The organism is Flavihumibacter cheonanensis, assembly GCF_022352215.1.
GTDB lineage: Bacteria > Bacteroidota > Bacteroidia > Chitinophagales > Chitinophagaceae > Flavihumibacter > Flavihumibacter cheonanensis.
On sequence record NZ_JAKRWF010000001.1, the window covers coordinates 989643 to 1010002 of the forward strand.

Consider the following 20360-nt stretch of genomic DNA (forward strand, 5'->3'; position numbering starts at 1 on the left):
CCCCGGTAAGGGGGCTTTTGATAAAAACTAGTTATTCTTAATTTTTGAGTTTTTCTGACAAGTTATAACGGTCTTCTACCAATACTTTCATTTTTTTCATCGGGAGTCGCTGGTAACTTTCCAAATAATCAGCCGTCAGGCGGCTTGATTCGCGTGTAGCAGCCCTGAAAGAACCGGTAGTCAGGTACTTCATCGCACTTGCCAAACAGTCTTCCGTCAGATCTCCCCAGGCCTTATCCAGCCCATCCGGAACCTGACTTTCAGGGATAAATCCGTTGAAATAACTTCCCTGATTGTTACTGTTCACTGTCCGGAAGCTAACAGGAAGAATATACCAATCACCAACCGGGATCGGAAAATAACCAACCGGTTTACCATTGGAGGCACTTGGTCCAACGATTTTCACCTCCGTATGAGGAGTCAGGCTATTGATAAGACCTTCACTGGCAGACGCTGTATTTTGAGAAATAATGAAAACAATTTTTGCCGGATTAACGGTACCTTTTTTCTCGAAATTCACGGTTTCATCGAACTGGCTGGCATATTTGTTGTTGAAACTTTGCCGATACATAACCTTTCCATTTGCGGCTGTTGGTGCAAGGAAGTTGCCCATTTCTTCCCATAAGGACACAAATCCACCTCCATTGTAGCGCAGATCAACAATCAGTTCTGTTACGCCCTGAGCACCAAAATCGGAAAAGGTGGATGCCATTGCTTGCTTGATCTGATCCTGATCTCCCAGGAAAGAATTCAACACCACATACCCGATTTTTTTGCCTCCGTTTGTATATACGGTATCCAATGCCAAAGGATATTCCTGGTAGGTAATGGGAGAAAGCGTTATCTCCTGAGTGGTTCCGTCAGGTTTTTGAAATTCAACCGTTGCGGCATTTCCTCCGTAGATCGCATTCACGATAAAATTGATACTGGCATCGGAGGTATTAATGCTACTGTTGCCATTAATTTTTAACAGCCTCCAGCTTCTCTGAACACCTGCTTTTCCAGCAGCTCCGTCCTTTTCAACATAGGTAACCCGTAGATCATTGTTGGAACGGAAAAAAATACCCATGCCAAGGTCCGCGGAAATACCACTGCTGGCATTATCCCAATCTGCTTTTTTTACGGCAAAACTCCAGCGGTCAACCGGGTTGGTAAATCCGTTTTCTTTACTGAAAGGCCGGATGGCTTCCATTATCTTGTTAGGATCTGCATAACTTTGCGCATTAAAGGTAGCCGGTATCTGGTTGTACCAGAGGTAAATATCCCTGGTATACAGCATTACGGAATCCTTCAGTTTTTGCTCAGCTGTAGGAGGTGTTGGGCCGGGCGGATTTGGGTTTGGTTCCGGGTCGTCCACTTTTTTCTGACAGGCCACCAATACCCAACCCGCCATCAGAGATAGCAACAGTATTCGTTTCATATGGGATTTTATTTTCAATTTACGTTTAAGTTTCACTTTCAGTTGCTCTGTTCAGCGAGAAAATAGGTTTTTAGTTCAAATTTTAACCAAATCCCCCAGTTCCTTAGCCATCAACCAGTCAGTTTGGAGGTCAGTGCCTAATAAAAAGGGATGATCTCCTTTTCTCTCAAAGCCCCATTTCTGATAAAATCGGATGGCTCTTTCGTTGTGCTCCCAAACTCCCAACCAAACCTGTTTTACCATTTTTGACCTGGCGAAGTCCAGTGCAAACTGCATCATGGCTTTTCCAACACCTTTCCCAATGGCAAGCTGAGTAGCATATAAACGGGTTATTTCTACAGTGGGTGCTGAAGGCAAACAACTATAGGCTTGTGATTGCCAAAACTTCAGTCGCATGTATCCCAAAGGCTCTCCATCCTCCCAGGCAATAAAGAAATAATTGTCCGGTTCGTCGGGTTCCGCCATTAACTGTTCCCTGGTAAATTGCTTATCCAGAAACAGCTGCATATCTTCCGCCTTGTTGTAAGACGCAAAAGTATCAACAAAGGTTTGCCGGCTCAGGTCAGCCAGCAAAGCTTTTTGTTCATTTGTAACAGGTAAAATATCCATCCTGGCAAGTTATGCCAGATTTTCAATTACCATAGCAGAAGCACCACCACCGCCATTGCAAATTCCAGCAGCTCCGTATCGGGCTTTTTTATCTTTCAGGATATGGATGAGGGTAACCAGAATCCTCGCTCCGCTACAACCAAGGGGGTGACCCAGGGAAACGGCACCACCGTGAACGTTTACTTTGGCAGGGTCGAGTTGCATACGGCGACTATTCTCAATACCTACCACGGCAAAGGCTTCATTTAGTTCCCAGTATTCAATGTCCTGCATGGACAGGCCTGCTTTTGCTACGGCTTTGGGAACTGCCAGAGAAGGTGTGGTGGTAAACCATTCAGGCGCCTGTTCCGCATCCGCATAAGAGAGAATCCTGGCAATGGGTTTTAGTCCGAGCTCATCCAGTTTTTCTTTGCTTACAAGGATCAGTGCTGCAGCTCCATCATTCATAGTAGAAGCATTGGCCGCGGTAACAGAACCATCTTTCTGAAAGGCCGGTCTCAGTTCTGGGATCTTTTCAAATTTTACATTCCAGGGTTCTTCATCTTTTGAAAAAAGGATTGGCTCACCTTTTCGTTGCGGAATGGGTACCGGAAGAATTTCAGCATCGAATTTGCCTTCGTTCCAGGCTGCCTGGCTTCTTTTATAACTTGCAATCGCGAACTGATCCTGGTCTTCCCTGCTGATTCCACATTCTCTCGCACACTTTTCCGCTGCATTTCCCATAGCCAGGCCATCGTATACATCTGTCAAGCCGTCTTTTGCCAACCCGTCAATCAGGGCAGTATTACCATATTTGTTACCCCAGCGAAGTTGTTCAACATAAAATGGAACATTGCTCATACTTTCCATTCCACCAGCTACCACAATAGATGCATCACCCAGCATAATGCTTTGGGCACCCAACGCAACAGATTTCATACCACTGGCACAAACTTTATTGATTGTAGTACAGTTAACGGTATCAGGTAAGCCGGCAAATTTTGCAGCCTGTCGGGCTGGAGCCTGTCCCAGGTTTGCCTGTAAAACAGAACCCATCAAAACATCCTCTACCTGATCTGCGGAAAGGCCTGCTTTCGCCAGGGCTCCTTTAATGGCAATCGACCCCAATTGGGTAGCACTAATGTCTTTCAGTGTGCCGCCAAAACTTCCCATGGGAGTACGAACGGCCGCAACAACATAAACTTCCTTCATATGGTTTTTTCAGTTAAATGACGAAAATACGGAAACAGGCTCAAATGCTAACAGTTGATAGTTTTCTATTTGTCGTCTCCCAATAACAATACCAACGGTGTACCTCCTTCTATTCTTTCGGCAATTAATTTCAGTATAGCAGCAAAAGGCACAAAGAGGATCATACCTGCCGCTCCCCATAAAATTCCACCCACAATGATGGCGATGATTGTAAAAAGGGTATTTAATTCCAGTTTGCGGGAAACAGCCCAGGGGAAGATGATATTGGCTTCCAGGTATTGTACAACACCAAAGACAGCAATCACACCAATCGGATACCAGATGGAATTATAGGTGACCCAGGATAAAGTAATCGGAAAAAGCGAAGCCGCCAAAATGCCAACATAGGGAATAAAAGTAAGGACGGCGGCAATAACACCAAACAAGATGGCGTGAGGCACCCCCAGCAGTAACAGGCCGATGCTGTTTAAAATACCAACGATTAGGTAAACAGCCAGCATACCTTTGATAAAATTATAATAAGATTGTATTGCCAACTGAACGATTTCGGTTATACGTGGCCGGTATATATCAGGAATTAGTAAAACAAGACCTTTCATCAACCGGCTTCGATAATACAAAATGAGAAAACTGTAAATAGGAATCAGGAATAATAGAACCAATGAAACAGCAGAGCTGGCGATGGTCTTTTGTAAAAAATTGAACAGGTAACCCGGTGCATTTTTCAGCAACTGATCGGTATAGGTTTGTTGTGTTACACTATCAATTTGCCATTCATCATTGAGATAGACAGAAAGACGACTGATCGATTGATTGATCTTCTCTTTTAAAAGTGGCCATTCCGATCCAAACTGCTTTAACTGATATACAAGCAGGAATACGATTCCTCCAAGCAGCAAGGTTAGAAAAGTCAGATTGATCAGAATTGCCATTGATTTGGAAAGTCCTTTTTCTTCCATCCATTTACAAATTGGATAGAGAATGAAACTGATCAGCAAGGCGAAACTGAGGGGAATGAAGAGGGAACGGCCTGCATATAAAATTATACAGGAGAGAACTACAAAAAGTAAAACCTGATTTAGTTTTGGCATGATATAAAGATAAAAAAGGGCCGTCATATCGGCCCTTTTTTATCAGTTGTTCAGTGGGGAGAAATAATATCCCACTTCGCAAAGAATGAACTCGTTTGGAACAATGTTGAATAGTGTCTGATGCATGTGCTTTTGATAGCGTTGGCTGGTTTCCGGCAGATGCTCCACTAATTTCCAGTTGCGGATTTTCAGTACTGCCATTTTACTGGTGTCCTGCAAATGCTCCTGGATCAACTGAAACTTTTCGGCAATATGTGCCTGATCGTTGAAGTACAACTGTTCGTTCATAGGTGTGGAAATTTTCAATGGGTACGTCGATTAAAAACGGAACAAAGCATAAACGATGCAGAAAATAAATTCATTGTTCCATTCATCGAAAAGCTACTTTGATAAGCTATTCGACCAGCTCTGCCTGCCTGTTGTATTCTTCCATAAGTTTTTTCTGTAATTCATAAGGAACGGGAGCATAGTGATCAAATTGAATACTGAACCTTGTTCTACCCTGGGTGATGGAACGAAGAGAAGAGGCATATTCATACAGTTCAGCCAACGGTACTTTTGCACTGATCCTGGTGAAATGCCCTTCAGATTCGAGTCCCTCTACAATAGCCCTCCTCGTTTGTAAATCTCCCATTACCGAACCGGTTAGGTCATCCGGACAAGTAACTTCCACTTTCCCGATCGGTTCAAGTAGTTGTGGGTCGGCCTGTTGAAAAGCCTGGCGAAAAGCCTGCAATCCAGCCAGCTTAAATGAAATGTCATTCGAATCAACCGGGTGCATTTTCCCGTCATATACTGAAACCCTTATATCCCGAACATAACTTCCGGTTAAGGGGCCTTCCTGCATTTTTTCCATCACTCCTTTCAGAATGGAAGGAAGAAAGCGGGTGTCTATGGCACCTCCAACAATACAGTTGTAATAAACAAGGTTTCCACCCCAGGGCAGTTGATGCGTTTCCCGGTTCCGGACAGTTAAACCGTTTGGGTCTGGCATTCCTTCATACCAGGGTTCAATTCTTAGATGTACTTCACCGAATTGGCCAGCTCCACCAGATTGTTTTTTATGGCGATATTGGGCATCTGCCGGCTTGCGGATGGTTTCCCTGTAGGCAATTCGGGGTCTGGAAAAACGCACTTCCAACCGAAACTGGTTTTGTAATTTCCATTTAATGACTGCCAGGTGCATATCTCCCATGCAATGCAACAGGGTCTGTTTCAGTTCTGCGGAAACTTCCACCCGAATGGTGGGATCTTCTTCAACCAGCATGTGAAGGGCTTGCGATAGCTTTTCCTCCTCTCCTTTTACAAATGGGTCAATAGCCACGCTAAGATTGGGTGCTGGAAATCGGATTGGCACCAACTCCACAGGATTGTTTTTATCGCATAGTGTATTGTTGACATGGGTATTTTTCAATTTGAGGGTCGCACCCAGATCGCCGGCAGCCAGTTCATTCACCGCAGTTCGCTTGTTTCCTTCCACAATAAACAATTGGTTAATCTTTTCACTTGCCCTTGTATTGGCATTCATTAGTTCCATTCCTGATTTGACCACTCCTGAATAAACTTTGAAAAAGGACAGCTCACCTACATGCGGTTCAGAAACTGTTTTATAAACAAAAAGACAAGTGGCAGCATCAGACCGGCAGGGAAGTTCTTTACCCTGTACGGTTTGCTGTGCGGGCATATCATTGGCGCTGGGACAAACATTATCTATAAATCCCATCAGGCGACCACTACCCATATTTCGTTCTGCCGATACGCAAAATAGTGGAAAGAGATCATGGTTGATCATGGCTTTTTTCATGCCTTCCTTCATTTCATCTTCATCTAACTCACCCTTTTCAAAATAATGTTCCATGAGTGTTTCATCATTGCTGGCAATCGCTTCCACCAGTTCTTTGTGCAACTGTTCCGCTTTTTCCCGCTCCTGCTCAGGAATAGGTAGCTTTTCTGGTTTCCCACCTGTATCGTGAAACTTGTAAAGGGTCATCCTGAGTACATCTACAATCTCATGAAAGCCGGCACCCTGTTGTAATGGGTATTGCACTACCACGATTTTATTACCAAAATGATCTTTTGCCTCCTGGACAGTTTTATCGAAGTCGGCTTTTTCCTGATCAAGTTGATTGACTGCAAAAAGCATGGGTGTCTTAAATGACTCTGTGTATTGCCAAATGATATCAGTACCCACTTCCACTCCCATAGCCGCATTTAGGACCATCACGCCAGTATCGGCTACACGCAGGGAAGCAATCACTTCCCCGCAAAAATCATCGTAACCGGGTGTGTCAATAATGTTGATCTTATATCCACGCCATCGGGTGTGGAGAAGCTTGGAAAAAATCGAATTGCCTCTTTCTTTTTCCAATTCATGGTAATCTCCCAGGGTGGAATGGCTGGAAATGGTTCCCCGCCGGGGTATTAGTCCGGCTTCATAAACCATGCTTTCCGCTAAAGTGGTCTTGCCGGAACCGGCATGGCCGAGCAAGACAATGTTTTTGACATGTGAGGTGTCGAATTCTGCAGGCATGATGAAGAAGTGAAAGGTGAAAGGTGAAAGGTGAAAAATGTGAAAAGTCAGACGTGAGACGTGAGAAGCAGGGATTCTACTTCATACTTCATACTTCTAACTTGTTATCATTCTATTTTGCGGACGAACTGTCGGAATTCATACTCCACATGATCGAGGGTGTCATTGAGTTGTTCGTACTGCATCAGTATGTCTTCATGCGCGGAGATGGTTGCGTCTGAGACCTGACCCTTGTTTTCTTTTTCCCAGCGGGCGATCTGTTCATGCTCTTTGATGGCATGTTTCAGGTCGTGGATGTTGATCAGTTGAATGTAGAATTGGTTCTGGAGGTGTTCCAGGTCTTTAAGTGTATCCTGGTCCTGGAGATTGGTGGAAAGCTGCTGGAGTTTTTCCCTGAGAGAGGTAAAGCCGGCTCTTTTTGTACGGAGAGTAGTGATCCAGGATGCACACTCTCCAACCAACTGGGAGATGTCTGTAGTAACCATTGGAAGTATATTTAAGTGATGAAATAATTTCCTCTGATTCAACGCTGGTACAGATTGTTTCCCGGGCGGATTGTTCTCTTCTAATTTAAGCTTCTTTTTTCATACTAGTTGCATCAGGATGCAGTATTTTTGATTTATGCGTAAAACCCTCGAAATTCTGGGAACCGGATTAAAAATGGCACTGGGAGAGTTTCGTTCCAATAAACTCAGAACCTTTCTGTCCCTGTTTGGAATTACCATTGGTATCTTCTGTATCATTGGTGTTCTGGCTACGGTAAATAGCCTGGAGAAAAATGTTCAGAAAGATATCAAGGCCCTCGGTAGCAATACCATTTTTATAGACAAATGGGATTACAGCGGTCAGATTCCTTACTGGAAATTGCTCAACCGCCCCTCTCCCAAATACCATGAAATGGATCTGCTACGAAAAGCGGTACCCGAAGCAGCCAATATTGCATTTGCACTGCAACGGATGGATAAAGTGGAGTTCCAGGATGAAAAACTGGACAATGTAAGGATGTACGGCATTTCAGAAGATTTCTCCAATATTCAGACCATAGAGGTGATTGACGGACGCTACCTTCAACAAACAGATTTTGATTATGCGTCCAACTCTGCGGTTATTGGTTATAAAGTAGCTGAAGAACTATTTGGTAAACCGGAACGTGCGGTTGGAAAAATGGTTAACATTTATAACAGGAATGTTAACATTGTCGGACTGATTAAAAAACAGGGTTCTTCCATCATAGGCGGTTGGGAATTTGATAACTGTGTGCTACTACCCTATGCTTTTATGAAAACGCTGGTGAGAGAAGACCGTTCTGATCCTGTGATCATGTTGCAGGGAAAGGAAATGATTCCTATGAAAGCCCTCCGGGATGAGGTGACCGGCGCCATGCGATCCATCCGTAAACTCAAACCCACGCAGGCTGATAATTTTTCTCTTAATGATGTAGATGCATTTGGTGAATTTGCTGCCGGAATTTTTTCCGGTATCAATATGGGAGGTTTTTTCATTGCCATTCTTTCTTTGTTCGTTGGTATGTTTGGTGTTGCCAATATTATGTTTGTAACCGTTCGGGAAAGAACTCCGCAAATCGGACTTAAAAAAGCGATTGGAGCTAAAAAAATGACCATCATGATGGAATTCCTGATGGAATCCGCCTTCCTATGCATTTTAGGTGGAATGATCGGTTTGTTACTCGTATTCCTGCTGACACTCGCCATTTCCAGTTCCATCGGTTTCCCGATTACTATTTCCATAAAAATTATGACCATCGCCGTGTCGATCTGTATCATTGTGGGGGTGCTTGCTGGAATCATTCCAGCATCCATCGCTTCAAAAATGGATCCTGTGGTCGCCATTCGCAGTAAATAATTGTATGCCACTTCTTTTAGCTATTGAAAGTTCCTGTGATGAAACAGCTGCAGCGATTTGTAAAGATGGGCAGGTACTTTCCAATATTGTTGCCACCCAAAAGGTACATGAGCAATACGGCGGTGTAGTTCCCGAATTGGCAAGTCGCGCGCACATGCAACACATTGTTCCTGTGGTAGACCAGGCGATGCAGCAGGCAGGTGTCGCACTGGAAGAACTGGATGCTATCGCGTTTACGCAGGCACCGGGATTGATTGGTGCGCTATTGGTAGGGGCACAATTTGCCAGGTCAATTGCCCTGGCTCTTAATAAGCCGCTTATTACTGTTCATCATATGCAGGCGCATGTAGTTGCTAACCTGATCGATGACCCCAAACCCCGCTTTCCGTTTTTATGCCTTACGGTTAGTGGGGGGCATACTCAACTGGTGCTGGCGGAATCACCCACTACTATGAAAGTTATCGGTGAAACCATTGATGATGCTGCTGGTGAAGCATTTGATAAATCGGCCAAGCTATTGGGACTTCCTTACCCTGGCGGACCACTGATAGATGTATACGCAAAAAAAGGAAACCCGAAAGCGTTCCGGTTTCCAGAACCACAAATCCCTGGTCTGAATTTCAGCTTCTCCGGATTGAAAACAGCCATTCTGTATTTTATCCAGGAACACCAACAAGCAAATCCTTCGTTTATACAAGACCGCTTGCCTGATATCTGTGCCTCTATTCAGGATCGCATCGTATCTATTTTACTGAACAAGTTAAAAAAGGCCGCGTTCGAAACTGGTATTAAGGAAATATGCCTGGCAGGAGGTGTTTCTGCCAATTCCGGACTGCGAAACGGCCTGGAACAAATGGGAAAAAAATATGGATGGAAAACCTATTACCCGGCCCTGCCCTACTGTACAGATAATGCCGCTATGATTGCGCTGGCTGCCTACTACAAATTCCTGGGAAAGGATTTTGCCGATCTTTCTGTAACCCCAACCGCCCGCGCTGGCTGGTAATACACAACCCTGCTCTATTTTGGCGAATACCTATTTTCAATTCAAATCCTTTCGTGTCAATCAGGAAGATTGTGCTATGAAAGTATGTACGGAAGCCAGTTTGTTTGGGGCCTGGCTGGCAGAGGAATTTCGTGGCAAAGACATGGGGTCAGCTCTTGATATTGGAACCGGAACGGGGTTGCTGAGCCTGATGCTGGCCCAGGAAACAACCACTGCGAAACTGGATGCCATCGAACTGGATATACCAGCTGCAAAACAGGCTAAAGCAAATTTTGAAATATCGCCCTGGACCTCAAGATTACAGATTTTTCAGGGTGATGCTCTCGGGTATTCCTTTCCCCGCGCCTATTCGTTGGTATTTAGCAATCCGCCTTTTTTTGAACAGTCTTTATTATCGCCGGATGCACGACTCAACAAGGCAAAACACGAAAGCAACCTGGATCTTTCTTCTCTCCTTCAACTGGCGGAGGAGCTAACAACTGAGAATGGTTATTTCGCAATCCTGCTTCCTTATCTGAGAGCTGAATCACTGTTGGCGAAAAATGCAACCAGCAACTTCCAGCTGTATAAGCGGATGAATGTGTGCCAGACAGAAAAACATGCACCCTTCCGGTCTTTTTGTCTGTTTCAAAAAAATACAGCCTGCAAGATCCAGGTAACAACCATTGACATCAGGGAAAATGGAAATTATTCAGCAGCATTCAGCCGTCTATTAAGACCCTATTACCTCTATCTCTGATTATTTTTTGAACATAAAATAAACGGCTCCGAGCAAGAAGACAAAACTAACCAGGTAGTTCCAGCGAAACGGTTCTTTCAGATAGAGGACAGCAAACACAGCAAAGACAACCAGCGTGATTACTTCCTGTGTCATTTTTAACTGGAACCCGGAAAATCCGTTCGCATATCCCATCCTGTTAGCCGGTACCATCAGGCAATATTCGAAGAAGGCAATACCCCAGGCAATCAGAATGGCTTTCCAAAGCGGGAGTCCTTTTTGCTTCAGGTGTCCATACCAGGCAATGGTCATAAAAATATTGGATAGGAGCAGCAGTACGATAGTACGCATAGCTTGATCTTTTGGTGTGGCGTTAAAATTAAAAAAAACCGCACACCTGTGGCGTGCGGTTATGAACTGGTGAAAAACAAGATACAACCTCCAGTACCAAAATACAATGGAGCTGCTTTTCCTGCAATCGTAAAATTCCTCGATTTCTAAAAAAGTAAAGCACCTCCTAAGGGAGATGCTTTAACAGGTTGGACGGTTACTAATACTTAAATATAGGAGTTTAATTCAAATTTCTAAAATCTACCGGTACTAATTTACTTACTCCCGGTTCCTGCATGGTTACGCCATAAATTGCATCAACGGCGCTCATGGTCATTTTGTTGTGTGTTACTATAATAAATTGGCTTTCTTCACTGAAACGACGAATCATATTAGTGAATTTGCCCACGTTTGCATCATCCAATGGTGCGTCCACCTCATCGAGAATACAGAAGGGTGCCGGTTTAATCAGATAGATTGCAAAGAGCAGGGCAGTTGCTGTCAGTGTTTTTTCTCCCCCGCTTAATTGGGTGATGGAAGAAGGACGTTTCCCTTTTGGTTTTGCGATAATATCAATTCCTGTTTCAGCCAGGTTCTCCGGATTTTCCAGGATCAGGTCGCACTGGTCTTCTTCCGTAAACAGGGCTTTAAATACCTTTATAAAATTCTCTTTTACCTGATTAAACGTATCGAGGAATTTCTGATTGGCAGTACTTTCTACTTCTGCAATGGTTTGCAGTAGGCTGTCTTTTGCAGAAACGAGATCATTCTTTTGTTCCAGTATGAATTCATAGCGCTTTTTCATTTCTGTAAACGCCTCAATTGCTGTCGGGTTTACCTCGCCCAGGTTCTCCAGGCGCTTTTTCATACGCTCGGATTTTTCCTGCAATTCTTCAGCCGGTATTTCTGAAGTTCTTGGCTGATCAATGATATCATCCAGGTTGATGCGAAACTCTACCTGTAATCGCTCTTTCATACCTGCCAGTTGAAGTTTCAATTCATTCAACCGGTCTTTGATGGCTCCCAGTGAATGTTCCAGCTGGTCTTTCTCCTTGACTTTGCTACGAAGTGCGGATTCTTTTTCATTGAGGTGATTACGAATAGTATAATAAGCCTGATCCGCCTGGTTCAATACTTTCTCATCTTCCTCCTTCTTTCTCATCATTTCCAGTAATCCTTCTTCCGCCTGGTTCAGTAAGCTCTCGCTTGCAGTGATATCTTCCGACACCTGCTTCAACTGGCTGCTGTTGATTTCGATCTGGTTGGTCAGATCGTTCAACTGGTTGCGTTTAAATTCCAGTTCCTGTTTGATCGAATTAATCCGGCTCTGCTGTCTTGTCAGTGATAAGTTGAATTCATTGTACACCGCATTGGCACTGTTGTATTCCTGCTCTGCGGTTTTATAGGATTGTTCAATCTCAACCAGCCGGGAGCCTGTTTCTTCAATTGATTGCAGCAACTCCGTTAATTCGGAACGGGTTCCTGAAATGGATTGCTGACTTGTTTCCAACTGCTGTTGTAATTCTTCCAGCCGATTGCGACTGGTGGATTGCAAGGCATGCAGGTTTTCTACTTTATTTTGCAAGGCAAAAACCTGGTTGGTCAATTGGTTGATTTCCTGTTGGGTTTGTTTAATCGCCTGTTCTTTCAGCTGTTCATTGTACCCGATCACTTCGTTGTGTTTCTCCTGGATAGTTTGACGGATACCAGCAACCACCTGCTCCTGGGAATGAATTTCTTCACTGAGTTTTTCCAGATTTTTAGCGCGACCGATCTTTTTCCCTTCAAATAACCCAACACTACCTCCAATGATGGAGTATTTTCCTTTTACATATTTACCTGTCTTTTCCAGGATGATATGTCCATTGCTGTTTTCCAAAGCGGATTCATCCTCCGCAATAAATACATTACCCAGTAAATGATAGGCCAGTGATTGATACGTGGCATCAACTTCAATTACAGATAAGGCCGGTAAGGTTCCTGCTGGCACACTCGTATTGGTAGCGGCATCTCCAAACTGATCGAGCAGAAAGAAATTTGCCTTCCCTTTTTTGTGTTCGTCCAGTAAATGAATGGCTTGCAATCCTTCTTTCAGGTTGTTAACTACGTAATAGTTAAGATAAGGTTCCAGTACGTTTTCTACTGCTGCCCGGTATTCTTCCTTAACATAAATAATATCGGATAGAATGGGTGCCTGGTGATTCCAGTTCGGATTGTTGTGCAGGAATTTGACACTTTCCGGATAGCCTTCCATGGAATCAATCAGGCTTTTCAGGAGGTCATGTTCGTTTTTGCGTGCATCCAGCAGCCTGTTCTCTTCTGCCAGCTTCTGTCTCAATTGTTCCAGTTCCTGTTGGGTTTGCAGGATTTGTTCACGCGTACGCTCATGATGCTCCTGCAACTGCTGCAGGTCTTTTTGTTTTCCTTCTAATTCCTGCTCTTTCTCTGTTCTTTCTTCTTCCAGTTGTTTTAACTGACTACCTCTTAATTCGCGCTCCTCTTCTATCTGATGAATGCTTCGTTGTAAATTTAATATGGATGTATCTGCCACAGCCACTTTCTTTTCTGCTTCAAACTGGCTGCGCTGGATCTGAAGGTTTTCACTTCGGATGGCATCTACAGCCTGCCGCTGGGCATCAAACTGGCTGCGCTTTTCCTCTACATCTGCTTTATATCCTTCCAGTTGTGATTCAAAGGTTTCCAGTTTGCCTTCCTCCTCTTCTACCTGTTTGGCACTGAATGTGATGCTTTCTTCCAGCCCTTTCAACTGGCCATCACTTTTCTGCAGAAAATCCTGCAGACTGCCTTCTTTTTCGCGAAGGAAATTCAAGCGCTGTGAGGCCAGGTTCTTTTCGTTTTCCTTTGTCCGTAATTGTTGGAGCAATTCGTTAAACGTGTATTGAAGGGATTGCAATTGCCGTTCCTTTTCAATGAAATCCAATTTTTCCTGCTCCAGTGCTGCTTCTTCCTGGGCTATAACTGCATCCAGTTGTGCTTTCTTATCCGTTTCGGCATTGGTCTGCTCGTTCAGATCACGATAGGTCAGATTGAATCCTTCTAATGCTGCTTTTGCCAGCTCGATGGAAATCTCCCTGTAATCTTTTTTTATCTCGTAATACTTCTCAGCTTTTTTTGCCTGGTTTTCCAGGGTCTTCAACTGGTTGTTGATTTCAAATAAGAGATCTTCAATCCTGGCCAAATCCTGTTCAGTGGCATCCAGTTTTTGGCGGGCTTCCTTTTTTCGGGTTTTGTAGATGGAGATGCCGGCGGCCTGTTCCAGCATACGACGTCGACTGTTATCCTTATCCTTAATCAGGTCATCCACCATACCCAATTCAATGATGCTATAGCTATCGGTACTTACACCGGTATCCATAAATAGGTTCTGGATATCTTTCAGCCGGCAGCTAACATCGTTCAGGCGGTATTCGCTTTCCCCGCTTTTATAAAATTTTCGGGTAATGGTAACCGTATTAAACTCGGTTGGTAGCAGGTTTTTTGTGTTCTCAAAAGTCAGGCTTACTTCCGCCAAACCAGATGCAGAACGGGTACGGGAGCCATTAAACACCAGGCTGTCCAGGTTCTCCGAGCGCAACTGGCTGATCTTCTGTTCGCCAATTACCCACCGGATACTGTCGATGATATTACTCTTGCCGCAACCATTCGGACCCACAATACCTGTGATATTCTGGTCGAAATGAACGACGGTTTTATCGGCAAAACTTTTAAAACCCTTTATTTCTAAGCTCTTAAGGCGCACAATTATCCAATTTTAGAGGGAAGCAAATATATAGGATTGATTTCAACTTGGAGGAGGTCAATGTTCAATCTGACAGGATAATTCTGTACTTCTTTTGCACAATATTGAGGCTCCTATTTAAATATCGATAATAAATAAAATATATAAAATATCTAATCTTATTGTAAAATAAAAATATAGTGATAAATATACGCTTAAAAATATGGCGATTAATTAAGCACTTTATTGCTTTTGATATGACATGCAATCACTAATTCCACGATCAAAAAGCATTCGAAATGTATATTTGGCCCATGAAAATTGATCTTCGTTCTGATACGTTTACGAAACCTACCCCTGGCATGCTGGATGCTATTGCCCGTGCAGAAGTGGGTGATGATGTCTTTGGGGAAGACCCTTCCGTTAATGAACTGGAATCTCGTATGGCAAGCCTTTTTGGCATGGAAGCCGCGCTTTTTTGTCCTACCGGCACTATGAGTAACCAGGTAGCTATAAAAGTTCATACCCGTCCGGGTGATGAAGTCATCTGCGAACAACAGGCTCATGTTTACATATATGAAGGTGGAGGAATTGCCTTTCATTCCGGCTCACAGGTAAAAGCCCTGGCTGGTAACCGTGGACGAATAACTGCCGACCAGGTAGTATCGGCCATAAATCCGGATGATGTGCACAAAGCCCGAACCTCCCTGGTTTGTCTGGAGAATACGAGTAACCGGGGTGGCGGATCCTGCTATAACTGGGATTACATCATGGCCATTAAACAGGTATGTCAGATCAATGGACTGGCCTTGCACCTGGATGGTGCCAGGTTGTTTAATGCCCTGGTAGCAACCGGACAAACAGCCAGGCAATATGGTGAAACATTTGACAGTATATCAGTTTGCTTCAATAAAGGGATGGGGTGTCCGATTGGTTCAGTTTTACTGGGAAGCCGCGATTTCATTCGCCAGGCACGGAGAGTTCGCAAGGTATTTGGTGGTGGTATGCGGCAGGCAGGCTTTATGGCAGCATCAGCCATTTATGCGCTGGATCATCATATTGAACGCCTGGAGGAAGACCATGAGCATGCCCGTGAAATTGCAGCATTGCTGGCAAGCAAAGATTATATCGGTACGATCCTACCTGTTGAAACCAACCTGGTCATCTTTGAAGTAAAGGGGCGGTTCACGGCAGCGACGCTGGTAGATACCTTAAAGCAGTATGACATTCATTGCCTGGCGATCTCTGCAACCCAGATCCGGATGGTAACTCATCTGGATATCACCCAAGCTATGACAGATCGCCTGCTGCAAGTATTGAATGAATTGTAACTTAGTCCTTTTGCAAGCAAACTAACAACATGTTACCAACCATTAACCCGAGTTCTACCAAGGCCTGGAAAGGGCTTAAGCAACATTTTGAATCCATTAAAGACCAAACCATGCGCAGCCTGTTTCAGGCTGATCCGCAGCGATTTGACAAATTTTCACGTCGCCATCAGGAGTTATTGATTGATTTTTCCAAAAACAGGATTACCGAAACAACCTGGCAATTGCTCCTTGAGCTGGCAACCGAATGCCAACTCGATGAGGCTATCAGGGCCATGTTCAATGGTGAACTCATAAATAAAACCGAAGGCAGGGCTGTGTTGCATACCGCTTTGCGTAATTTTTCCGGCAGGCTGGTACTAACAGAAGGCAGGGATGTAATGCCGGATGTGCTGGCAGTTCAGCAGCAGATGCGCAGGTTCTGTGAGGAGGTCCATACGGGAAGCTGGAAAGGATATACCGGAAAAAAGATTCGTTTCATTGTAAATATTGGTATCGGGGGGAGTGATTTAGGACCATTAATGGTAACGGAAGCGCTCAAGCCCTTCTGTAAAGAAGGCATTCAGCCTTATTTTGTTTCCAATGTTGATGGTACGCATATCTCTGAAACATTGAAGAAAATTGATCCGGAACAAACCCTTTTCCTGATTGCCTCCAAAACCTTTACCACGCAGGAAACCATGACCAATGCGCATACTGCCAGGAATTGGCTTCTACAATCGGGAGCATCCGAAAAGGATATTGCCCGTCATTTTGCTGCCCTCTCCACCAATGAGAAAGAAGTAGTAAAATTCGGGATTGATAAAGCCAATATGTTTGGCTTCTGGGATTGGGTGGGTGGTCGTTATTCTTTGTGGAGTGCCATTGGGTTATCTATTGCCTTGACCATCGGTTACCCTGCTTTTGAGGAATTACTGAAAGGAGCCTATGCTGCGGATGAGCATTTCCGTACTACTCCGTTTGAAAATAATATACCGGTGCTCATGGCCTTAACCGGAATTTGGTACACAAATTTTTTTGGAGCTCAAACGGAAGCTATTCTGCCATATGACCAGTACATGCACCGCTTCCCTGCCTATTTCCAGCAAGGGAATATGGAAAGCAATGGTAAATCGGTAGATCGCAACGGAAATAAAGTGAACTATGCAACTGGGCCGATTATCTGGGGAGAACCAGGTACCAATGGGCAACATGCATTTTATCAACTGATCCACCAGGGTACACCTCTTATCCCCTGTGACTTTATTGCAGCAGCGAAATCATTCAATCCGATTGGTGATCACCACCAGAAACTGCTCTCCAATTTCTTTGCCCAAACGGAAGCGTTGATGAATGGAAAGTCGGAAGAAGAAGCCCGGGTAGAACTGGAGAAAGCTGGAATGCCATCGGAAAAGATTGCCGAACTGCTGCCTTTCAAAGTTTTTGAAGGTAATAAACCAACCAATTCAATTTTAGTTAAAGAGCTGAATCCCTTTACATTAGGACAATTAATTGCTTTTTATGAGCATAAGATTTTTGTACAGGGGATTATCTGGAACATTTACAGTTTTGATCAGTGGGGCGTAGAATTGGGTAAACAGCTGGCAAATAAAATTCTGCCGGAATTAGAGGATGATGCCCCGGTGAATTCACACGACAGCAGTACCAATGGGCTTATTAATCTGTATAAAAAAATGAGGTAATTAAGTTTTCAAAAGCAGCTCGTAAGCTGCTTTTGTACTCTTTAAAAGAAACGCATGTTTCGATCCTGGTTGTTACTACCAGGTCTGGTCTTACTAGTTTTAGATGCAAATAGCCAGACCGGTTATCAGTTTCCATCTGAAAAATACAAGGTGATAGATAGCATCCCTATTTATTTCAGACCCGGACAATGGGGGAATCTGTCCCTATTGGATAGTGATCCAGGAAAACTAAAACCGGTTGAAATGCCGATGGTAAAAATCCCCGAAACGGTAACGTATTTCATTCCTAATAGCTGGCGTAAAGGGTGGGTTCAGCCCTATATTCCAAATAGTATTCCAGTGGTACCGACTGAAAGAAAATAAAATAGGCGGAGGTTTCTTATCTTAGCCGCTTCAAAACATTTTCGTAGCATGGCACCACAACATGAAGAAGATTTTGATGCGAACCTGGCTGGCGAAGAAGGTCAATCTGAAGAAACAAAGTCCAGTTGGTTTAAGCGGATAAAGAAAGGAATTCTGACTAGTACCGCAGAGAAGAAGGAAACACCGGAAGGTCTTTGGACCAAATGTCCGGAATGTAATTTTATCTGTACCATGAATGAGCTGCGGGAGCAGTTATTCGTTTGTCCGAAATGTAATTACCACCACCGTATAGGCAGCGACGAGTATTTTGATATTGTATTTGATCAAGGAACCATGCAGGTGATGTTTGAAAACATCCGTTCCAAAGATTACCTTGGTTTTACGGATCTCAAACCTTATGAGAAGCGCTTACAGGAAATCTGGAGCAAAACCGATATTACTGATTCTATCCGCGTGGCTGCCGGAAAGATAAATGATCAACCCATTGTAATTGCCTGTATGGATTTTGAATTCATCGGCGGATCACTGGGAAGTGTGATGGGCGAGCGAATCTCAAGGGCAGTGGACTATTGTCTGGATCACTCCACACCTCTCATGATCATTTGTAAGTCAGGCGGTGCCCGTATGATGGAAAGCGCCTTTTCATTGATGCAGTTAGCCAAAGTATCTGGAAAATTATCGCAAATGACAGATGCCCGCATTCCCTATATATCATTCCTTACAGACCCATCTTTTGGTGGTATTTCCGCCTCTTTTGGTATGTTGGGAGATCTGAATATAGCAGAACCAGGTGCTTTAATTGGCTTTGCTGGTCCGCGCGTAATCAAGGAAACCATCAAAAAAGATCTTCCGGAAGGATTCCAGCGTAGTGAATTTTTGCTGGAGCATGGATTCCTGGACTTCATCGTAGACCGCAAAGAACTGAAAGAGCGGCTGAATACCCTGCTTGTCCTATTTAATAATTAAGTAGAAAGAAAGGAGTTGTTGTGGAATTGAGGAACCGGTCAGCCTTTCATGAATATTTTTTTGAAACCACCTATGTGGCAGGTATTGTATTGGTGGGAACGGAGGTAAAATCGCTTAGAGCCGGCAAAGTCAGTTTCAATGATGCCTATTGCCAGTTTCACAAGGGGGAGTTATACGTTAAAAACCTTCATATTTCTGATTATGCTTTTGGCACTACCCAACGCCATGAGCCTACTCAGGAGAGAAAATTATTATTGAAAAAGAAAGAGTTACGCAAACTGGAGGCTAAAATCAAGGAAAAGGGGTACACTATTGTACCGCTTAAAATCTTTTTCAATGACCATAACCTGGCCAAAATCGAGATTGGTTTAGGAAAGGGTAAAAAACTCTACGATAAGCGGGAAACAATCAAAAAAAGAGACGTGGAGCGCGACCTAAAACGTTACGTAAAGTAATTTATTGTATGTAAAATATCCTATAGTAAAAGTCCATTATTACTGTGTTTTTTCATTAATTTGACCCTATGCATCGTTTAATTCTGATATCCTTATTGTGTATTGGCCTTCGTTCAGAGGCGCAAACGCTGGCTGGTAGCTGGTATGGAAAGGCCGACGTGGTGCTGGATGGCACGTTCAACAACTATCTCACCCAACTTATCATCAAACAGAAGGGGAATAAAGTAGAGGGCATTTTCGGATATTATTTCCGGAATGGTTACCAAAGCTTTTATGTAAAAGGGACCTATGATCCCAAGACTCGCCTGGTTACTATCAAAGACATACCGGTTGTCTTTTATAAGGAAAACTCCATTGATGGTGTAACCTGTAATATGAGTTTTGAAGGTACGCTTCGGGTATCCAAGGTAGGTAGTTTCGTACGTGGTAATTTTTTGTCGGAGGGCCAGTATAAATATACTTGCCCGGAGTTAAGGGTGTTATTCTCGCTTGATTCTCTTGTACAGGAGGACTCCGTGATCAATGAAGGACTTGCCAAAAAGGTTTGGCAACCATCTGTGGAAGATGTAATTGTTATGGATGATGAAGATGGTCCGGAGATCCGGAAAGCAACTACCTTACCGGGACTTGCCAGAGAAACTGTTAAAGGCCCAAGTTTGGATGCTAATTCTTTGATCTCAAGATTTAAACAACGCCAGACCATCGTTACTTCTGAACTGAAAGTTTCCTCAGATTCAATACGGGTGAGTTTCTATGATAATGGAGATATTGACGGCGATAGTATATCTGTATTCCTGAATGGAACGCCGATATTGGAGAAACAAATGATCTCTGCAAAAGCGACAACCATCTACATTAAACTGGATCCAACAAAAGAATTCCATGACCTTGCCATGTTTGCAGAGAACCTGGGAAGAATTCCACCAAATACAGCACTCATGGTAGTATATGATGGTGATACGCCGCAAGAAGTATTCCTGTCCAGTAACTTGCAGCAGAATGGTTCGGTGAGGATAAGGAAGAAAGAGGTGAAGAAGTGAGACGTCAGATGTGAGACGTGAGACATAAA

Annotated in this window: 18 protein-coding genes; 9 read left to right on the top strand and 9 right to left on the bottom strand. The window is 43.8% G+C overall.

Translation table 11 applies throughout. The annotated features are described in order from the left end of the window. Positions 1 to 37 precede the first annotated feature (37 nt). The 7 genes from MD536_RS04330 to MD536_RS04360 all read right to left on the bottom strand — a co-directional run bounded on the left by MD536_RS04330 (position 38) and on the right by MD536_RS04360 (position 7326). A complete protein-coding gene (locus MD536_RS04330) occupies positions 38 to 1420 on the bottom strand; it encodes a S41 family peptidase (protein WP_239596134.1) in 1383 nt (460 codons plus the stop codon). 75 nt (positions 1421 to 1495) lie between these two features. Continuing rightward, the gene (locus MD536_RS04335; protein ID WP_239596136.1) at positions 1496 to 2029 is read right to left on the bottom strand and encodes a GNAT family N-acetyltransferase; all 534 of its coding nucleotides are present in this window, start codon (positions 2027 to 2029) and stop codon (positions 1496 to 1498) included. Between the two features lie 9 nt (positions 2030 to 2038). Further along, positions 2039 to 3220 carry an acetyl-CoA C-acyltransferase gene (locus MD536_RS04340; RefSeq protein ID WP_239596137.1) on the bottom strand — a complete coding sequence of 394 codons (1182 nt, stop codon included), beginning with the start codon at positions 3218 to 3220 and terminating at the stop codon, positions 2039 to 2041. Positions 3221 to 3285: 65 nt separating this feature from the next. Continuing rightward, the gene (locus tag MD536_RS04345) at positions 3286 to 4311 is read right to left on the bottom strand and encodes an AI-2E family transporter (RefSeq protein WP_239596139.1); all 1026 of its coding nucleotides are present in this window, start codon (positions 4309 to 4311) and stop codon (positions 3286 to 3288) included. Between the two features lie 42 nt (positions 4312 to 4353). Then, positions 4354 to 4599 carry a hypothetical protein gene (locus tag MD536_RS04350; RefSeq protein WP_239596141.1) on the bottom strand — a complete coding sequence of 82 codons (246 nt, stop codon included), beginning with the start codon at positions 4597 to 4599 and terminating at the stop codon, positions 4354 to 4356. A gap of 106 nt (positions 4600 to 4705) precedes the next feature. Further along, positions 4706 to 6841 carry an elongation factor G2 gene (gene fusA2, locus MD536_RS04355; RefSeq protein WP_239596143.1) on the bottom strand — a complete coding sequence of 712 codons (2136 nt, stop codon included), beginning with the start codon at positions 6839 to 6841 and terminating at the stop codon, positions 4706 to 4708. Between the two features lie 107 nt (positions 6842 to 6948). Beyond that, the gene (locus MD536_RS04360; RefSeq protein WP_239596145.1) at positions 6949 to 7326 is read right to left on the bottom strand and encodes a hypothetical protein; all 378 of its coding nucleotides are present in this window, start codon (positions 7324 to 7326) and stop codon (positions 6949 to 6951) included. Between the two features lie 136 nt (positions 7327 to 7462). Here MD536_RS04360 and MD536_RS04365 point away from each other — a divergent pair, with 136 nt between their 5' ends. The 3 genes from MD536_RS04365 to MD536_RS04375 all read left to right on the top strand — a co-directional run bounded on the left by MD536_RS04365 (position 7463) and on the right by MD536_RS04375 (position 10449). Beyond that, positions 7463 to 8704: an ABC transporter permease gene (locus tag MD536_RS04365; protein WP_234863547.1), complete on the top strand. Its 1242-nt coding sequence runs from the start codon at positions 7463 to 7465 to the stop codon at positions 8702 to 8704. 4 nt (positions 8705 to 8708) lie between these two features. Next, positions 8709 to 9710, top strand: a complete 1002-nt coding sequence (gene tsaD / locus MD536_RS04370) for a tRNA (adenosine(37)-N6)-threonylcarbamoyltransferase complex transferase subunit TsaD (protein ID WP_239596147.1) — start codon at positions 8709 to 8711, stop codon at positions 9708 to 9710. Between the two features lie 76 nt (positions 9711 to 9786). Continuing rightward, positions 9787 to 10449, top strand: coding sequence for a tRNA1(Val) (adenine(37)-N6)-methyltransferase (locus MD536_RS04375; protein ID WP_239596149.1), 663 nt, complete (start codon positions 9787 to 9789; stop codon positions 10447 to 10449). Here the strand turns inward: MD536_RS04375 and MD536_RS04380 are convergent, their stop codons facing one another. Both MD536_RS04380 and smc read right to left on the bottom strand, forming a co-directional pair. Next, entirely contained in the window at positions 10450 to 10779 is a 330-nt protein-coding gene (locus MD536_RS04380) for a DMT family protein (protein ID WP_239596151.1), read from the bottom strand. It abuts the gene before it with no gap. Between the two features lie 220 nt (positions 10780 to 10999). Continuing rightward, complete coding sequence (gene smc, locus MD536_RS04385) at positions 11000 to 14518, bottom strand: chromosome segregation protein SMC (protein WP_239596153.1); 3519 nt, start codon at positions 14516 to 14518, stop codon at positions 11000 to 11002. 293 nt (positions 14519 to 14811) lie between these two features. Between smc and MD536_RS04390 the strand changes: the two genes are divergently transcribed. From MD536_RS04390 to MD536_RS04415, 6 genes are all read left to right on the top strand, one after another. Continuing rightward, positions 14812 to 15828: a threonine aldolase family protein gene (locus MD536_RS04390; protein ID WP_239596154.1), complete on the top strand. Its 1017-nt coding sequence runs from the start codon at positions 14812 to 14814 to the stop codon at positions 15826 to 15828. Between the two features lie 29 nt (positions 15829 to 15857). Next, positions 15858 to 17507, top strand: coding sequence for a glucose-6-phosphate isomerase (gene pgi, locus MD536_RS04395; RefSeq protein WP_239596155.1), 1650 nt, complete (start codon positions 15858 to 15860; stop codon positions 17505 to 17507). Between the two features lie 54 nt (positions 17508 to 17561). After that, complete coding sequence (locus tag MD536_RS04400; RefSeq protein ID WP_239596156.1) at positions 17562 to 17870, top strand: hypothetical protein; 309 nt, start codon at positions 17562 to 17564, stop codon at positions 17868 to 17870. A gap of 48 nt (positions 17871 to 17918) precedes the next feature. Then, entirely contained in the window at positions 17919 to 18836 is a 918-nt protein-coding gene (gene accD, locus MD536_RS04405; protein ID WP_239596157.1) for an acetyl-CoA carboxylase, carboxyltransferase subunit beta, read from the top strand. Positions 18837 to 18856: 20 nt separating this feature from the next. Next, entirely contained in the window at positions 18857 to 19291 is a 435-nt protein-coding gene (gene smpB / locus MD536_RS04410) for an SsrA-binding protein SmpB (protein ID WP_239596158.1), read from the top strand. Positions 19292 to 19359: 68 nt separating this feature from the next. Beyond that, on the top strand, positions 19360 to 20331 hold the full coding sequence (locus tag MD536_RS04415) for a hypothetical protein (RefSeq protein ID WP_239596159.1): 972 nt from the start codon (positions 19360 to 19362) through the stop codon (positions 20329 to 20331). Positions 20332 to 20360 lie beyond the last annotated feature (29 nt).